We start from the raw sequence: 18,938 nt of genomic DNA, 5'->3' as shown, positions 1-18,938 counted from the left end.
CGCACTCTTAAGGGGTGAATAATGTATCAGAAAACTCAAAAACTAATCGATGAGAATACAAATTATTCAATAAAAACATTAAATTGTAGGCTTTCTAATATAAAAAACAATAGTACTACTAAACTAAATTAAAGGTCAATTCAGTAGTACTATTAACAACCTCTAATTAACTTATTAACGATGAATCATCGAAATCAGCAGAGGTTGTCTCCGCAACACTCGATACCGTCTCAGCAGTAGTATCCGATACAATAAGTATTCCACCTTCCATTAATCCATTAATGATGGTGGCATCATCACTACCGTAACTTGATAAATCAACGCCATCTAACACTATCGACTGAGTCACATCTGCTACACCAGTTGCAACATTAATCGTGGTGCTGGTTATTCCATCTTCTTCGGTTACTGAAAAATCGAGATATGTATCAAGATTATCAGCCACAACATCGGTAAGTAATCCAGACAAATCTAATTTATCTTCAGAAACATCAAAATCAGTAATATGATCGGTATTCAATAAACTAGTCACGCCAATGTTCCAAACATAAGTGTCAGCTCCGTCACCACCAGTAAGCGTATTATGTCCAAGCCCACCAATTAAGGTATCGTTGCCATCGCCACCAATTAAGAAGTCATTTCCTAGGCCGCCATCAAGTATGTCATCTCCTTCGGCTCCATCGATACTGTCACCGCCATCTGTACCATCAATAACATCATTACCATCACTGCCTGTAATTAACGTATTAACCGCTTCTTCACCATCAAGATTAAGCACCTGTACAACTGTTGTTAATGATGCATCGTCTAAATCACCGATATCGACATTCGTTGAATAACTACCATCATTCAAAATAGATGTTTCAGCTTCCACTGAATTACCACTGCCATCAGTAATTGTAATAGCAACATTTTGGCCTTCTTCAACCCCCGTTGTTAGGCCTTCAACCAAGAATGTAGTTGGTGTCAATGCGCTATCGCCAAATGTTACTGAATCACCTAAGAAGACAATAGTTTCAATTTGATTAATAGTGAAGGTTGCACCACCAACCACATCAATTTGACCACTATAATATTGATCACTATCGTTATGATTGATAAAAGCGTTACCACTATAATCGGTAGAACTTCCAGGTAAGATAAGTACATCATTACCATTGCCACCATTGACATTTACATTAGTACCAGGATTTTCACCAAATGCAATCGTGTCGTCCCCATCCCCAGAATTAATGGTAATAAGTTCCGAACTGCCTAAAATAACGATTTCATTATTACCTGAACCATTTAGATTCCAGTAAGAATTATAAACATCATTATAAACAGAGCTGGTATCCTCATCACTGCTCGTATTAAAATTACTGCCACTAACAGTTTCAAGATAACTCGTATAATTAAGCTCAGAAATAATTTCATTATGAGTATCTACTGTAATTGATATTTCATCAGCCCCATCAACACGCACAGTTACCGCGCCATCGTCAGTTAACAATCCATCACTAATAGTATATTCAAGAACAACGTCTTGGCTTTCTCCATCAGTTAATGAAAGCTGCAAATCATTACTCGGTGTAAATACAATTTCACCATTCACAACCTGAGCGGTTCCTAGTAAATTACCATCATCAATGATATCAACAGCACCACCATCAGAAACGCTTTGGCCTTCAATTTCAGTAATCGTCAGTTCATCACCATCAACATCACTATCATTGGATAATGCATTAATACTTATAGAACTGTCTTCATCGGTAAAAATTGTTCCTTGAGTAATGTCCGTATTAACTTGAGGTACTTTTGCAGTTAAATCCATTGCAACATGAGCTAAGTCATAGTTTAAATCTAAACCAAGCGCTTCTGTTGTTTCAGTCCCGTCTGCTTGGGTTCGAGTAAAGGTCACTTCATCGGATAATGTTCTAGATAGCGTCATATTTTGAACTACATATGATCCGTTACTTCCTTGGGTAGTTAATGTAAAGTAATCAACGGGTTTGTCTGTAGTAAACTGATAAGTATCTTCATATGTACCACTTTCACGATAACCAGATTGTACCTCAGACGTCCCATCCTCAAAATAGGCCGTTATCAGTACTTCAGTCGCATTTTTACTTGTTGCATCAAAAAAGCCACCTAATCCATCTAGGGTAAAGGTTACCTGGTTAACATTTTCTCCTTCAATATCAACAACTAAAGTTTGCCCTTTATTTAATCCATTATTTTTTTCGTTACCAATGCCATTACCAATATGTGTGGCACCGTTCCAGGCGGCTAATGTAGTAGAATCATTAGGATCCGTTGTAACAACAGAGGTTGTGATTATCGTATCGCCATTTACAAAAACAGCAGCATCGTCAATTACAGTCCCCCAATCATCGACACTTGCGGTGAAGTCTGAAGAATTATCCGTGTTAAATGAACCGACTTTAATATCAATAGAATCTGCTTTAACAGCCTCTTCATCTGGGATAAATTGAACTTCAGCATCCGATGCATATTCTTCACCGACTACCATTTCAACCCACTCATCATCGATCAGCACTTGTACTGTTCCATGCTCAGGCTGTTCATCGAGACGAATAGTGGTATCGTAAGCCATTTCAGTATCGGCTTCTGCAACGGGCGCTTCATTAACATTAGATACATTGACAACCAAATCATGAGTGGCAGATAAAGTACCTTCACCATCATCAGTTGCGGTTATAGTTACATTAAACGGCCCAGTTTCTCCAGCATCATAATCAGGCGCATTAATAAAGCTTAAGTCACCGTTTTCATCGATTTCAAACAGTGCCGCATGTTCGCCACTCAAACTATAAGTAATCACATCACTTTCTGCATCAGTAGCCGCATAATTACCAACAGCAGCAGTATTTTCGGCAATATCAATACTATCTGTTTCGTTGTTAATAATTGGTGCTGTATTTTCAATCTCATTATTCACTTTGATTGTTATATCTTGGCTACCTGACAATGTACCTTCACCATCATCTGTTGCAATGACCGTTACATTATATGGGCCAGTTTCTCCCGCATCATAGTCAGGTGCATTGATAAAGCTTAAATCACCATTTTCATCAATTTCAAACAGTGCTGCATCTTCGCCACTCAAACTATAAGTGATCGCATCACTTTCCGTATCAGTTGCTGCATAGTTACCAACAGCAGTCGTATTTTCAGCAATATCAACATTTGTTTCAGTATTATCGATATTTGGTGCAGTATTTTCAATTTCATTACTTACACCAACAATAATATCCTGAGTAGCATACAATGAACCTTCACCATCATCTGTAGCAATAACGGTTACATTATATGGACCTGTTTCTTCGGCATCATAGTCAGGCGCATTAATAAAGGTTAAATCACCATTTTCATCAATTTCAAACAATGCTGCATCATCACCACTCAAACTATATGTAATGGTAGCGTTTTCTGTATCAGTAGCCGCATAATTACCAACAGCAGTGCTATTCTCAACAATATCGACATTGTCCATTTCATTGATGATTGTTGGCGCTGTATTTTCAACTACATTACTAACACCAACAATAACATCCTGAGTATCAGATAAACCACCTTCACCGTTATCTGTAGCAATAACAGTTACATAATAAGGGCCAGTTTCACCTGCGTCGTAATCTGGAGCATTAATAAAACTCAAATTACCATTGTCATCAATTTCAAATAATCTAGAATCGTCACCACTCAAACTGTATGTAATAGCATCATTTTCTGTATCAGTTGCAGCGTAATTATCAACCTCAGTGGTATTTTCTGGTATTTCAACAATTTGAGAAAGACTTCTCGTTGAGTCATCATCAATATCAATTGTTATATTTTTGGATATACTGCTTAAATCACCAGAAGATTCTTCAGATGTTGCAACAACTACGTCTGCATTTTCAAAACTAACGGAATTAATAAGGTAATCATCTTCCCCAAGTCCATTTATGGAGTCATTATCAAGAGTGTTATACAATGAGTTATTAGCTTCTATTCCAGAAGCAACGCCATCACTTGTAACATTAATATAAATATTTGATGATATTTCTGTTGTTTCATTCGTTGAAGATTCCGTACTCGTTGCAGTAACCAATAATTCATAACTAGTATCAGAGTCGACATCTATGGTGAGTAGAGATAAATCATTTAAATCCCAATCAGTTATATCAACAGTATCCCCATCTTTAGTGGTAGTGTATGTATTTACTCCATCAGATAACGTAAAATCTTTGGGAATGTTTGAAATAATAATTGCAAGAGACTCTGAACCGTCCGTATCAAGTAACTCAGCATAAATATTTAAATCAATAGAATCACCTTCTGTAACTTCTATTGGATCAGAAGTAACCTCAGTTTCTACAATTTGATCAAACGTAATTGAATGAATAAGATAATCATCCCCATTGCCCGTAGCCGTAAACACTATTTCATCAAAAAGTGTTCCAGCAGCATCAATAGTAGTAGGACTATCAACAGTATCACTTCCTCCATCAATAGTGCCAGTACCAACTTCAATACCATCTAGGTAAAGTATATAAGTGGCACTTTCATTCGGATTTAACCAAGCAAATGCGACATCAGCAGATAAAATATCATTATCAAAAGTAGCGACTATGGATTCGGATCCTACACCATTTGTATAACCTAATTCAGCAGTATTACCAGAAGCACTACCAAGAACACCAAAACCATCATGATCAGTACCAGTAATTGAACTAATAGTTGACTCAGTTCCATCCGTAGAGAAAGCAGTAAGTGTAAACCCATTATCTGTATCATTATAATTTTCTGCAGTCACACTGATTGACTGAGTTACAATAGTATCTTGAGTAACAGTTAATGTTGGTCTATCAACTACAGCGCTTACAGTAATATCTAAAGTAGAAGAAGAACCAGTATTTGTTGTATACGTTATTTCAGGAACAGTTCCACTCCAATCTTCTGTTGGTGTAAATGTATAGGTACCATTTGCATCAAGCATTAGCGTACCTTCATCAAGCTGTACATTTTCTCCTGTTGAATATTCAATTAATTCACCAGCTTCATCAACTTGACCTTCGATAGTAAAGCTTGCAACGGTTAATATATCGTCTTCATCGCTATCATTAGTTAACACATTTCCAATCAATGCAGTATCTGGATCTTCGTTTGTATAACCAAAATCTTGCTTAACAACACTTACATCATCGACAGCATCCACTGTCACAGTAACCGTCGCGGTGGAGGTGGAGCCATCTTCATCGGTAATGATGTAATCAAAGGTATCGGTCCCTTCAAAATTCGCTGCCGGTGTGTAGTTCAGGGTGCCATCTGGATTCTCAGTCACCGTGCCGCCATTGGCGGAGGTACTATCAAAGTCCGTTAAGGTGGCATCATCGGTCAACGTATCGTTACCCAATACATCAATATCAACGCCCACTTCTTCGGTCGTTGTCGCCGTGTCGGCAACCGCCGTTGGCACACCTTCATCATTAACGGTGATCGTCACCGTCGCGGTGGAGGTGGAGCCATCTTCATCGGTAATGATGTAATCAAAGGTATCGGTCCCTTCAAAATTCGCTGCCGGTGTGTAGTTCAGGGTGCCATCTGGATTCTCAGTCACCGTACCGCCATTGGCGGAGGTACTGTCAAACCCCGTCAAGGTGGCATCATCGGTCAACGTATCGTTACCCAATACATCAATATCAACGCCCACTTCTTCGGTCGTTGTCGCCGTGTCGGCAACCGCCGTTGGCACACCTTCATCATTAACGGTGATCGTCACCGTCGCGGTGGAGGTGGAGCCATCTTCATCGGTAATGATGTAATCAAAGGTATCGGTCCCTTCAAAATTCGCTGCCGGTGTGTAGTTCAGGGTGCCATCTGGATTCTCAGTCACCGTGCCGCCATTGGCGGAGGTACTGTCAAACCCCGTCAAGGTGGCATCATCGATCAACGTATCGTTACCCAATACATCAATATCAACGCCCACTTCTTCGGTCGTTGTCGCCGTGTCGGCAACCGCCGTTGGCACACCTTCATCATTAACGGTGATCGTCACCGTCGCGGTGGAGGTGGAGCCATCTTCATCGGTAATGATGTAATCAAAGGTATCGGTCCCTTCAAAATTCGCTGCCGGTGTGTAGTTCAGGGTGCCATCTGGATTCTCAGTCACCGTGCCGCCATTGGCGGAGGTACTATCAAACCCCGTCAAGGTGGCATCATCGGTCAACGTATCGTTACCCAATACATCAATATCAACGCCCACTTCTTCGGTCGTTGTCGCCGTGTCGGCAACCGCCGTTGGCACACCTTCATCATTAACGGTGATCGTCACCGTCGCGGTGGAGGTGGAGCCATCTTCATCGGTAATGATGTAATCAAAGGTATCGGTCCCTTCAAAATTCGCTGCCGGTGTGTAGTTCAGGGTGCCATCTGGATTCTCAGTCACCGTGCCGCCATTGGCGGAGGTACTATCAAAGTCCGTTAAGGTGGCATCATCGGTCAACGTATCGTTACCCAATACATCAATATCAACGCCCACTTCTTCGGTCGTTGTCGCCGTGTCGGCAACCGCCGTTGGCACACCTTCATCATTAACGGTGATCGTCACCGTCGCGGTGGAGGTGGAGCCATCTTCATCGGTAATGATGTAATCAAAGGTATCGGTCCCTTCAAAATTCGCCGCCGGTGTGTAGTTCAGGGTGCCATCTGGATTCTCAGTCACCGTGCCGCCATTGGCGGAGGTACTATCAAAGTCCGTTAAGGTGGCATCATCGGTCAACGTATCGTTACCCAATACATCAATATCAACGCCCACTTCTTCGGTCGTTGTCGCCGTGTCGGCAACCGCCGTTGGCACACCTTCATCATTAACGGTGATCGTCACCGTCGCGGTGGAGGTGGAGCCATCTTCATCGGTAATGATGTAATCAAAGGTATCGGTCCCTTCAAAATTCGCTGCCGGTGTGTAGTTCAGGGTGCCATCTGGATTCTCAGTCACCGTGCCGCCATTGGCGGAGGTACTATCAAAGTCCGTTAAGGTGGCATCATCGGTCAACGTATCGTTACCCAATACATCAATATCAACGCCCACTTCTTCGGTCGTTGTCGCCGTGTCGGCAACCGCCGTTGGCACACCTTCATCATTAACGGTGATCGTCACCGTCGCGGTGGAGGTGGAGCCATCTTCATCGGTAATGATGTAATCAAAGGTATCGGTCCCTTCAAAATTCGCTGCCGGTGTGTAGTTCAGGGTGCCATCTGGATTCTCAGTCACCGTACCGCCATTGGCGGAGGTACTGTCAAACCCCGTCAAGGTGGCATCATCGGTCAACGTATCGTTACCCAATACATCAATATCAACGCCCACTTCTTCGGTCGTTGTCGCCGTGTCGGCAACCGCCGTTGGCACACCTTCATCATTAACGGTGATCGTCACCGTCGCGGTGGAGGTGGAGCCATCTTCATCGGTAATGATGTAATCAAAGGTATCGGTCCCTTCAAAATTCGCTGCCGGTGTGTAGTTCAGGGTGCCATCTGGATTCTCAGTCACCGTGCCGCCATTGGCGGAGGTACTGTCAAACCCCGTCAAGGTGGCATCATCGGTCAACGTATCGTTACCCAATACATCAATATCAACGCCCACTTCTTCGGTCGTTGTCGCCGTGTCGGCAACCGCCGTTGGCACACCTTCATCATTAACGGTGATCGTCACCGTCGCGGTGGAGGTGGAGCCATCTTCATCGGTAATGATGTAATCAAAGGTATCGGTCCCTTCAAAATTCGCTGCCGGTGTGTAGTTCAGGGTGCCATCTGGATTCTCAGTCACCGTGCCGCCATTGGCGGAGGTACTATCAAAGTCCGTTAAGGTGGCATCATCGGTCAACGTATCGTTACCCAATACATCAATATCAACGCCCACTTCTTCGGTCGTTGTCGCCGTGTCGGCAACCGCCGTTGGCACACCTTCATCATTAACGGTGATCGTCACCGTCGCGGTGGAGGTGGAGCCATCTTCATCGGTAATGATGTAATCAAAGGTATCGGTCCCTTCAAAATTCGCCGCCGGTGTGTAGTTCAGGGTGCCATCTGGATTCTCAGTCACCGTGCCGCCATTGGCGGAGGTACTATCAAAGTCCGTTAAGGTGGCATCATCGGTCAACGTATCGTTACCCAATACATCAATATCAACGCCCACTTCTTCGGTCGTTGTCGCCGTGTCGGCAACCGCCGTTGGCACACCTTCATCATTAACGGTGATCGTCACCGTCGCGGTGGAGGTGGAGCCATCTTCATCGGTAATGATGTAATCAAAGGTATCGGTCCCTTCAAAATTCGCTGCCGGTGTATAGTTCAGGGTGCCATCTGGATTCTCAGTCACCGTGCCGCCATTGGCGGAGGTACTATCAAACCCCGTTAAGGTGGCATCATCAGTCAACGTATCGTTACCCAATACATCAATATCAACGCCCACTTCTTCGGTCGTTGTCGCCGTGTCGGCAACCGCCGTTGGCACACCTTCATCATTAACGGTGATCGTCACCGTCGCGGTGGAGGTGGAGCCATCTTCATCGGTAATGATGTAATCAAAGGTATCGGTCCCTTCAAAATTCGCTGCCGGTGTGTAGTTCAGGGTGCCATCTGGATTCTCAGTCACCGTGCCGCCATTGGCGGAGGTACTGTCAAACCCCGTCAAGGTGGCATCATCGGTCAACGTATCGTTACCCAATACATCAATATCAACGCCCACTTCTTCGGTCGTTGTCGCCGTGTCGGCAACCGCCGTTGGCACACCTTCATCATTAACGGTGATCGTCACCGTCGCGGTGGAGGTGGAGCCATCTTCATCGGTAATGATGTAATCAAAGGTATCGGTCCCTTCAAAATTCGCTGCCGGTGTGTAGTTCAGGGTGCCATCTGGATTCTCAGTCACCGTGCCGCCATTGGCGGAGGTACTATCAAACCCCGTCAAGGTGGCATCATCGGTCAACGTATCGTTACCCAATACATCAATATCAACGCCCACTTCTTCGGTCGTTGTCGCCGTGTCGGCAACCGCCGTTGGCACACCTTCATCATTAACGGTGATCGTCACCGTCGCGGTGGAGGTGGAGCCATCTTCATCGGTAATGATGTAATCAAAGGTATCGGTCCCTTCAAAATTCGCTGCCGGTGTGTAGTTCAGGGTGCCATCTGGATTCTCAGTCACCGTGCCGCCATTGGCGGAGGTACTATCAAACCCCGTCAAGGTGGCATCATCGGTCAACGTATCGTTACCCAATACATCAATATCAACGCCCACTTCTTCGGTCGTTGTCGCCGTGTCGGCAACCGCCGTTGGCACACCTTCATCATTAACGGTGATCGTCACCGTCGCGGTGGAGGTGGAGCCATCTTCATCGGTAATGATGTAATCAAAGGTATCGGTCCCTTCAAAATTCGCCGCCGGTGTGTAGTTCAGGGTGCCATCTGGATTCTCAGTCACCGTGCCGCCATTGGCGGAGGTACTATCAAACCCCGTCAAGGTGGCATCATCGGTCAACGTATCGTTACCCAATACATCAATATCAACGCCCACTTCTTCGGTCGTTGTCGCCGTGTCGGCAACCGCCGTTGGCACACCTTCATCATTAACGGTGATCGTCACCGTCGCGGTGGAGGTGGAGCCATCTTCATCGGTAATGATGTAATCAAAGGTATCGGTCCCTTCAAAATTCGCTGCCGGTGTGTAGTTCAGGGTGCCATCTGGATTCTCAGTCACCGTGCCGCCATTGGCGGAGGTACTATCAAACCCCGTCAAGGTGGCATCATCGGTCAACATATCGTTACCCAATACATCAATATCAACGCCCACTTCTTCGGTCGTTGTCGCCGTGTCGGCAACCGCCGTTGGCACACCTTCATCATTAACGGTGATCGTCACCGTCGCGGTGGAGGTGGAGCCATCTTCATCGGTAATGATGTAATCAAAGGTATCGGTCCCTTCAAAATTCGCTGCCGGTGTGTAGTTCAGGGTGCCATCTGGATTCTCAGTCACCGTGCCGCCATTGGCGGAGGTACTATCAAACCCCGTCAAGGTGGCATCATCGGTCAACGTATCGTTACCCAATACATCAATATCAACGCCCACTTCTTCGGTCGTTGTCGCCGTGTCGGCAACCGCCGTTGGCACACCTTCATCATTAACGGTGATCGTCACCGTCGCGGTGGAGGTGGAGCCATCTTCATCGGTAATGATGTAATCAAAGGTATCGGTCCCTTCAAAATTCGCTGTCGGTGTGTAGTTCAGGGTGCCATCTGGATTCTCAGTCACCGTGCCGCCATTGGCGGAGGTACTATCAAACCCCGTCAAGGTGGCATCATCGGTCAACGTATCGTTACCCAATACATCAATATCAACGCCCACTTCTTCGGTCGTTGTCGCCGTGTCGGCAACCGCCGTTGGCACACCTTCATCATTAACGGTGATCGTCACCGTCGCGGTGGAGGTGGAGCCATCTTCATCGGTAATGATGTAATCAAAGGTATCGGTCCCTTCAAAATTCGCCGCCGGTGTGTAGTTCAGGGTGCCATCTGGATTCTCAGTCACCGTGCCGCCATTGGCGGAGGTACTATCAAACCCCGTCAAGGTGGCATCATCGGTCAACGTATCGTTACCCAATACATCAATATCAACGCCCACTTCTTCGGTCGTTGTCGCCGTGTCGGCAACCGCCGTTGGCACACCTTCATCATTAACGGTGATCGTCACCGTCGCGGTGGAGGTGGAGCCATCTTCATCGGTAATGATGTAATCAAAGGTATCGGTCCCTTCAAAATTCGCTGTCGGTGTGTAGTTCAGGGTGCCATCTGGATTCTCAGTCACCGTGCCGCCATTGGCGGAGGTACTATCAAACCCCGTCAAGGTGGCATCATCGGTCAACGTATCGTTACCCAATACATCAATATCAACGCCCACTTCTTCGGTCGTTGTCGCCGTGTCGGCAACCGCCGTTGGCACACCTTCATCATTAACGGTGATCGTCACCGTCGCGGTGGAGGTGGAGCCATCTTCATCGGTAATGATGTAATCAAAGGTATCGGTCCCTTCAAAATTCGCTGCCGGTGTGTAGTTCAGGGTGCCATCTGGATTCTCAGTCACCGTGCCGCCATTGGCGGAGGTACTATCAAAGTCCGTTAAGGTGGCATCATCGGTCAACGTATCGTTACCCAATACATCAATATCAACGCCCACTTCTTCGGTCGTTGTCGCCGTGTCGGCAACCGCCGTTGGCACACCTTCATCATTAACGGTGATCGTCACCGTCGCGGTGGAGGTGGAGCCATCTTCATCGGTAATGATGTAATCAAAGGTATCGGTCCCTTCAAAATTCGCTGCCGGTGTGTAGTTCAGGGTGCCATCTGGATTCTCAGTCACCGTGCCGCCATTGGCGGAGGTACTATCAAACCCCGTCAAGGTGGCATCATCGGTCAACGTATCGTTACCCAATACATCAATATCAACGCCCACTTCTTCGGTCGTTGTCGCCGTGTCGGCAACCGCCGTTGGCACACCTTCATCATTAACGGTGATCGTCACCGTCGCGGTGGAGGTGGAGCCATCTTCATCGGTAATGATGTAATCAAAGGTATCGGTCCCTTCAAAATTCGCCGCCGGTGTGTAGTTCAGGGTGCCATCTGGATTCTCAGTCACCGTGCCGCCATTGGCGGAGGTACTATCAAACCCCGTCAAGGTGGCATCATCGGTCAACGTATCGTTACCCAATACATCAATATCAACGCCCACTTCTTCGGTCGTTGTCGCCGTGTCGGCAACCGCCGTTGGCACACCTTCATCATTAACGGTGATTGTTAAATTCGTGGTAGTGGTTGCGCCGTCATTATCGGTCACAGTCACGGGAACTACGAATTCTAAAGTTTCATCCACTGCTAAGCTGTCGTAACTGCTCGCATCAAATTCGTAACTGCCATCGGCATTCAGAGTTAAGCCCGTTGGCGTTGTACTACCCTCGCTAACCGCTACACTCACAACAGTGCCATCAATATCAGCGGTCGCAATGCTGCCGGTGATCGTCTCACCTTCAATCACTGCCGCAGTTTCTGCCTCTGCCGTCGGTGCGTCATTTGTACCAGTCACGGTGATGGTTAAGTTCGTGGTAGTGGTTGCGCCGTCATTATCGGTCACAGTCACGGGAACTACGAACTCTAAAGTTTCATCCACTGCTAAGCTGTCGTAACTGCTCGCATCAAATTCGTAACTGCCATCGGCATTCAGAGTTAAGCCCGTTGGCGTTGTACTACCCTCGCTAACCGCTACACTCACAACAGTGCCATCAATATCAGCGGTCGCAATGCTGCCAGTGATCGTCTCACCTTCAATCACTGCCGCAGTTTCTGCCTCTGCCATCGGTGCGTCATTTGTACCAGTCACGGTGATGGTTAAGTTCGTGGTAGTGGTTACGCCGTCATTATCGGTCACAGTCACGGGAACTACGAATTCTAAAGTTTCATCCACTGCTAAGCTGTCGTAACTGCTCGCATCAAATTCGTAACTGCCATCGGCATTCAGAGTTAAGCCCGTTGGCGTTGTACTACCCTCGCTAACCGCTACACTCACAACAGTGCCATCAATATCAGCGGTCGCAATGCTGCCGGTGATCGTCTCACCTTCAATCACTGCCGCAGTTTCTGCCTCTGCCGTCGGTGCGTCGTTGTACTCAATAGTATCAGCAGGATTAACTTCTTCACTGGTCGTTGAAGATTCACCTGAAGTAGAATCTGCCGTAATAGTAAAATCAGGTAAGTCTTCACCACTATTCACTAATGCCACACCGGCATCGGTTAAGGTCACTACACCGGTGTCGCTATCGATAACAAAGTAAGTGCTGTCGTCATCGCTTAAGCTATAGGTAATATCGCCACCGTCTTCATCAGTCGCGCTGGCTGTCGCAATCACGGTATCGGTCGTGACCGTATCTTCGGTCAGAAGTTCTGTGGTTTCGACAGTCAGTTCAATTGGATCGTTAGTAACTATAGTTGCGGAAGGTTCAACGATTTGGCTGCCCGTTGATGTTATTCCTGAAGTCGACTCTGCAGTAACAGTGAAACTCGGTAAATCTTCACCACTATTAACTAGCGCAATTCCTTCATCTGTTAAAGTAATTACACCAGTATCGTTATCTATTATATAGTAGGCTGAATCATCATCACTCAAACTATAAATGATATCGCCACCATCTTCATCGGTCGCACTTACCGTTGCGATAATAGTGTCACTAGTCACATCATCTTCAGTAATCGCTTCTGTAAGGTCAACGTTTATTACAATTGGTGCATTTGCTGTATCCGCATCTACTGCATTAAGGTCTTGGTTTATTTGAATGGGTTCAATCGTTTCAAAGCCAAAACCTTCTGTTTGAAAATCAGTACTTGCAATAATTTCTGTACCATCTCGTTCAAACTCTACGGCTGAAGAACTACCGCCATCAGAGGTTTCACCTGCTGCCGTTTCAGTATCTTCATCTAAAATTTCTTCGCCTTCTTGCGCTTCAATGGCCGCTTGAATTGCTTCTATTTCAAGCAATGTTTGTTCATCAACACTTGGTTGTGCATCTTGGTTAACCGCATCTTCAGAATTGACTTTATCTTCAGCTTCATTATTAACTGTTATATTTTGATTAACTGCTTCAATAGAGTCATTTTCAGAAACTTTCTTTTCATTATTGTTTTCGTCATTTGTACTCATTATTTCTGCTCCGCATTCAAAACTGTTGAGGTTGTTTGATTAATGTTTGCACAACTATTTTTCAAGTTAAATATTGAACGTGCATATGTGAATTGTTTCATCAAAAATACCTCTAAAAATTAATAACTTATTAAAACGAAAGATTCAAAAAATTGAACCCCACATAAAAAATAGATGATGTAGGTTAAAAGTACATTAATTTAATAATAAATCAAGCAATCACCCCTACTTTTGTTAATGATTTGTTACATGATATAGTGTCATTTATATTATTTTAATTACTTCAAAAATCGATAATATTACAATTGGATTTACACTTTATATTGTCTATCTATCACTGTAACGGCAATCAATATAAAAGCTTTAATTATTGATAAAGTATACGACAAAGTTCAAAAAGCAGATCATTTACGCCACAATTAAAGCGCTTATCAATCCAATTAAACCGCCAAAAACACCTCCCCATACCACCAACCAACCTAAATGTTTTTTTATCATTGCTTGAATAATATGTTTTACTAAAAGTGGTGTTAATTCATTGAGGCGTTGCTCAATTATTTTTTCTATTTTAATTAAAATATCGTGCATCATTTCTGCTTGCCCAATTTCTTGTTTAACTAATTCAGTAAACTTTTCATCTTCAGTTAACTCAATAATAGAAGTTTTCATATGCTTTATAAAAGGCTCTCTCAATGGAACTAATGCTTCTTTGCCACCTAGCATACCTAACATACCACCAAATGAAGAAGCCATGATTACATCTACTAAACCATCAAAGGTAGGATCAAGATCGACTTTATTAATCACAGGCGTTAAATTAAAACTTAGTGGTGATAATGAACCCGCATTTAAAAATCGTTCAACATTTTCCTGGGTGAAAAATTGTTCCATCATTAAGGTACGAATACCACTTTTAAATTCTTCAAAATGTGCAGGCACAACACCTGAACCATATAAAAAAGGCACTCTCTCAAATAACATAAAAACAGCAAGCCAATTCGTTAATGCACCAGATAATGCAAATAAACCAATCATTGTTAATATAGAACCATACTCTTTTTCGCCCATTAATAGACCTACTAATAAAATAATGGCGGCCAATAGATTAGTTAGAAAACTTTTGTTCATTAATCCCTCCAAGACTATAAATATATTTTAATAAACGCTATATACAAAAAAATCCAGTAACTAAATAAATGGTTACTGGATTTCTATTATCAATCAATAAAACGTTACTTATTAATCGTTATTACTTTCTTCACGTAATTTTAAACTACGTAATGCTTTGTCTAATACGCCATTGACGAATTTATAAGATTCATCGGTTGCAAAATCTTTTGCTAATTCAATCGCTTCATTCAATACCACTTTATGAGGTACATCAGTACGATAAGTTAGCTCAAACATTGCAATTCTTAAGACTGCAATATCAACCATATCTACATCTTCAATTTTACGAGAAAGATAAGGTGATAACTTTTCGTCTAAGGAATCAACACGATTAATAACACCGGTTAATAATTCTTTAAAATAAGCGACATCAGTTTTTGATAAATCCTGATCAACGGTAAACTGATCAATAATTTGACCAGCATTTGCTTTCGTTATTTGCCATTGGTAAACAGCCTGAACTGCAAACTGGCGAGCGCGACGTCGCTCAGCAGGTTTCATTTTCATTATCCCAGTTCCGCCATCACATTAACCATCTCAAGTGCACTTAATGCTGCTTCACTACCTTTATTACCCATTTTAGTACCCGCTCGTTCAATCGCTTGATCAATTGAATCGGTGGTAAGTACACCAAAGGCAACAGGAACATCAAAGTCGAGAGAAACCTGTGCAAGACCTTTATTACACTCATTGGCAACGAATTCAAAATGTGGCGTACCACCTCGAATAACTGTACCTAATGCAATAATTGCATCAAACTTTTTAGATGCAGCAACACGTTTAGTTGCTAGTGGGAGTTCAACAGCACCAGGCACGCGTACAACGGTAATATTATCTTCTGTCACTTGACCTGTACGTTTAAGGGTATCAACGGCCCCGGCTAATAACTGCTCATTAATAAAGCTATTAAAACGAGAGATGACGATTGCGATTTTCGCTTGTGGGGCTGTTAAGCCACCTTCAATTATTTTCATTTTTACCCTTCTTGCATCTATTTATTGCATAATTTTGTGCATTCTAACACATTTATTTTCTTTGTTAAGGTGATTACTCAGTGATGTAATCAACTACTTCGAGACCAAATCCAGATAAAGCATGATATTTTTTCTCAGAACTTAACAATGCCATTTTTTCAACACCTAAATCACGTAAAATTTGAGATCCCACGCCGACTCGACGACTTGTACCAAGCGGCTTACTACCAATGGTTTCACCGGCATCTTGCATCGCAATTTGTTTAATACTGTCAATCAGTGATTCGGGTGTTTCTTGATTACCTAGCATCACCAACACACCACTGTCTTCGGCAAGGCGTTTAATCACATTACGCAATGGCCATGTACGCTCAGCTAAACGATCGGAAAAGAAATTATCACTGAACGTATTCTGTAGATGAACACGCACATTTGTTGTCTCACCTGATTTTATTTCACCATTTTTTAAAACGAAGTGAACCTGTTTATCAATGGTATCTTGATAGGCAATTAGATCAAACTCACCAAATTCTGTTGGTAATTTACAATTGCTTACGCGTTCAATTGTTGTTTCATTATTATTACGATATTCAATTAAATCTGCTACTGTTCCCAATTTAATGCCATGTTCTTGAGCAAAAATTTCAAGGTCAGCGCGTCGTGCCATGGTCCCATCTTCATTAAGAATTTCAACGATAACAGCTGCAGGTTCACGACCGGCTAAACGACCAAGATCACAACCAGCTTCTGTATGTCCGGCACGAGTTAATACACCACCTGGCTGGGCTTTAAGTGGGAAAATATGTCCAGGCATCACAATATCAGCCGGTTTTGCATCTTTGGCAATCGCAGCTTGTACCGTAATAGCACGATCTGCAGCAGAAATCCCAGTAGTCACACCATTTGCAGCTTCAATAGAAACCGTAAAATTAGTTGAAAATGCCGCCGTATTATCGTCGACCATTAAGGGTAATTTTAGTTGCTTACAACGTTCTTCAGTCAATGTTAAACAGATTAAACCACGCCCATATTTAGCCATGAAATTGATTGCTTCTGGAGTGACCATATCGGCAGCAATAATTAAATCACCTTCATTTTCACGGTCTTCATCATCCATTAAGATAACCATTTTACCCAAGCGAATATCTTCAATGATTTCAGCTGTTGTATTTAATTGCATTATTGAATTCCTATATTTCTTCTTAGAAGGCTTCTCATAAAACGAAGTCATTATTATATTTTTCGAACTATCCCATAAAGCCGCTTTTAGCAAGAAGCTCCATAGTTGATTGTTTACTCTCTGGCTGACTGGCCTTTTCACCTAACAATAAGCGCTCTAAATAACGCGCAATCACATCAACTTCGAGGTTTACTGGTGTACCTACTTTATAATTAGCCATAATAGTTTGTGAAATAGTATGTGGAATAATCGTTAATTTAAAACGAGCACCTTCGACGTCATTAATCGTCAAACTAATACCATCAACGGTAATCGAACCTTTCTCTGCAATATATTTTGCTAATTGCTCAGGCGCTTTAACCCAATATTCAACAGCATTACCCAGTTGATTAATTGAACATATTTCTCCAACACCATCGACATGCCCGCTGACAATATGGCCACCAAAGCGATCATTCATCTGCATCGCTTTTTCAAGGTTAACTTCAAACCCTGTTTTTATTTGTGAAAAACCACTACGCTTCAATGTTTCCTGCGATAAATCCACAGAAAAACCATGATCACTTAACGCTGTGATCGTTAAGCATACTCCATTATGCGCAATACTATCACCCAATTTAACATCACTTAAATCAAGCGCTCCACAATCAACATTAATGGTAACATCCTGTGCGTGATGCTTAATTGCTTTAACGGTGCCGATTGCTTCTATAATACCTGTAAACATATTAATCTCGGTTGCTTATTATACGAAGATCATCACCCACAATCGCAACATCTTTAAGCGACAATTGAATAACATCTTCCATTTTTGAAAAGTTGGGTAAGTTTACTAAGTTTCTTGCTAAATCACCCATTAATTTTGGTGCTTGATAAAGAATAAATTCATCGACCAGATTGTTTCTAAAAAACTCACCGCTAAGTTTTGCCCCAGCTTCAACCCACAGGTCATTGACTTCATATTGAGGTAGGCGATTTAACAAATCATTAAGGTCAATATGCCCTTGACTATCGGGTACGCCAACAATCTGCTCAACCTCCGCAATCAATATTTTATTACGGATATCTGAGCGCTTAGAAAGTGAAACAATAATGACTTTCCCCGGTAGCTCAAACAAACCTTCATTCAATGTTAGTTGATTGTTAGAGTCCAAAATAATGCGGATTGGCTGACGAACTAATTTCTCATTAACTTCATTTAAGAATTGTGGTGCTTTTTGTAGCTCATTATATCGAACATTTAGACTCGGATTATCAGCAAGTACAGTACCTATACCTGTTAGGATAGCACTTTGTTGAGCACGATAATACTGAACATCAATTCTAGCCTCTGAACCCGTTATCCATTTGCTTTGGCCATTTTTCAACGCGGTTTTACCATCTAAACTTGCAGCTTGTTTAACCGTTACACGTGGTCTATTGGCTTGCATACGTTTGATAAAACCAAGGTTTAAATTACGCGCATCTGACTCAAGCAATCCAACTGCAACTTCAATACCAGCATCGAGTAGAATTTGGATGCCACGCCCTGCCACTTGAGGATTTGGATCCTCCATTGCGATAACAACCCGTTTAACACCCGCTTTAGTTAATGCCAAAGCACAAGGTGGGGTTCGTCCATAATGAGAGCAAGGTTCAAGGGTAACGTAACAAGTGGCACCAACGGTTTTGTTTTTCGCCATTGCTAATGCATTAACTTCAGCATGAGGCAATCCGGCTTTAAGATGAAACCCTTCTCCAACAATGGTGTCGTTATTCACAATAACACAGCCAACGTTAGGATTCGGTGAAGTAGTAAATCGCCCTTTTTTAGCCAGCGTGATAGCGCAAGCCATGTATTGCCTATCTAAATCTGTAAAACTTACGGTATTCATTTTTTATCCAA

At 43.3% G+C, this 18,938-nt stretch carries 7 protein-coding genes; all 7 read right to left on the bottom strand.

What is annotated here, in order from left to right; all coding sequences use genetic code 11:
* Positions 1-166: 166 nt before the first annotated feature.
* Positions 167-13,729: an Ig-like domain-containing protein gene (locus ACR30L_RS07220; protein ID WP_435237354.1), complete on the bottom strand. Its 13,563-nt coding sequence runs from the start codon at positions 13,727-13,729 to the stop codon at positions 167-169.
* A 408-nt stretch (positions 13,730-14,137) separates the two neighbouring features.
* Positions 14,138-14,857 (bottom strand): DUF445 domain-containing protein, encoded by a 720-nt coding sequence (locus ACR30L_RS07215; protein ID WP_435237353.1) that lies wholly within the window; start codon positions 14,855-14,857, stop codon positions 14,138-14,140.
* Between the two features lie 111 nt (positions 14,858-14,968).
* Positions 14,969-15,400, bottom strand: coding sequence for a transcription antitermination factor NusB (nusB, locus tag ACR30L_RS07210; RefSeq protein WP_435237885.1), 432 nt, complete (start codon positions 15,398-15,400; stop codon positions 14,969-14,971).
* Between the two features lie 5 nt (positions 15,401-15,405).
* Complete coding sequence (gene ribH / locus ACR30L_RS07205) at positions 15,406-15,873, bottom strand: 6,7-dimethyl-8-ribityllumazine synthase (RefSeq protein WP_435237352.1); 468 nt, start codon at positions 15,871-15,873, stop codon at positions 15,406-15,408.
* 73 nt (positions 15,874-15,946) lie between these two features.
* Entirely contained in the window at positions 15,947-17,053 is a 1,107-nt protein-coding gene (ribBA, locus tag ACR30L_RS07200; protein WP_435237351.1) for a bifunctional 3,4-dihydroxy-2-butanone-4-phosphate synthase/GTP cyclohydrolase II, read from the bottom strand.
* A gap of 67 nt (positions 17,054-17,120) precedes the next feature.
* Positions 17,121-17,780, bottom strand: coding sequence for a riboflavin synthase (locus ACR30L_RS07195; RefSeq protein WP_435237350.1), 660 nt, complete (start codon positions 17,778-17,780; stop codon positions 17,121-17,123).
* A gap of 1 nt (position 17,781) precedes the next feature.
* Entirely contained in the window at positions 17,782-18,927 is a 1,146-nt protein-coding gene (gene ribD / locus ACR30L_RS07190; RefSeq protein WP_435237349.1) for a bifunctional diaminohydroxyphosphoribosylaminopyrimidine deaminase/5-amino-6-(5-phosphoribosylamino)uracil reductase RibD, read from the bottom strand.
* Positions 18,928-18,938 lie beyond the last annotated feature (11 nt).

Source organism: Psychromonas saccharinae, from assembly GCF_051201515.1.
Classification (GTDB): domain Bacteria; phylum Pseudomonadota; class Gammaproteobacteria; order Enterobacterales; family Psychromonadaceae; genus Psychromonas.
This window is presented reverse-complemented; position numbering and strand designations above follow the sequence as displayed.

What these genes read in the sequence shown, in the direction of transcription:
- ACR30L_RS07220 (WP_435237354.1), bottom strand. Translation starts at nt 13,729, where the DNA reads ATGAGTACAAATGACGAAAACAATAATGAAAAGAAAGTTTCTGAAAAT.
- ACR30L_RS07215 (WP_435237353.1), bottom strand. Translation starts at nt 14,857, where the DNA reads ATGAACAAAAGTTTTCTAACTAATCTATTGGCCGCCATTATTTTATTA.
- nusB (WP_435237885.1), bottom strand. Translation starts at nt 15,400, where the DNA reads ATGAAACCTGCTGAGCGACGTCGCGCTCGCCAGTTTGCAGTTCAGGCT.
- ribH (WP_435237352.1), bottom strand. Translation starts at nt 15,873, where the DNA reads ATGAAAATAATTGAAGGTGGCTTAACAGCCCCACAAGCGAAAATCGCA.
- ribBA (WP_435237351.1), bottom strand. Translation starts at nt 17,053, where the DNA reads ATGCAATTAAATACAACAGCTGAAATCATTGAAGATATTCGCTTGGGT.
- ACR30L_RS07195 (WP_435237350.1), bottom strand. Translation starts at nt 17,780, where the DNA reads ATGTTTACAGGTATTATAGAAGCAATCGGCACCGTTAAAGCAATTAAG.
- ribD (WP_435237349.1), bottom strand. Translation starts at nt 18,927, where the DNA reads ATGAATACCGTAAGTTTTACAGATTTAGATAGGCAATACATGGCTTGC.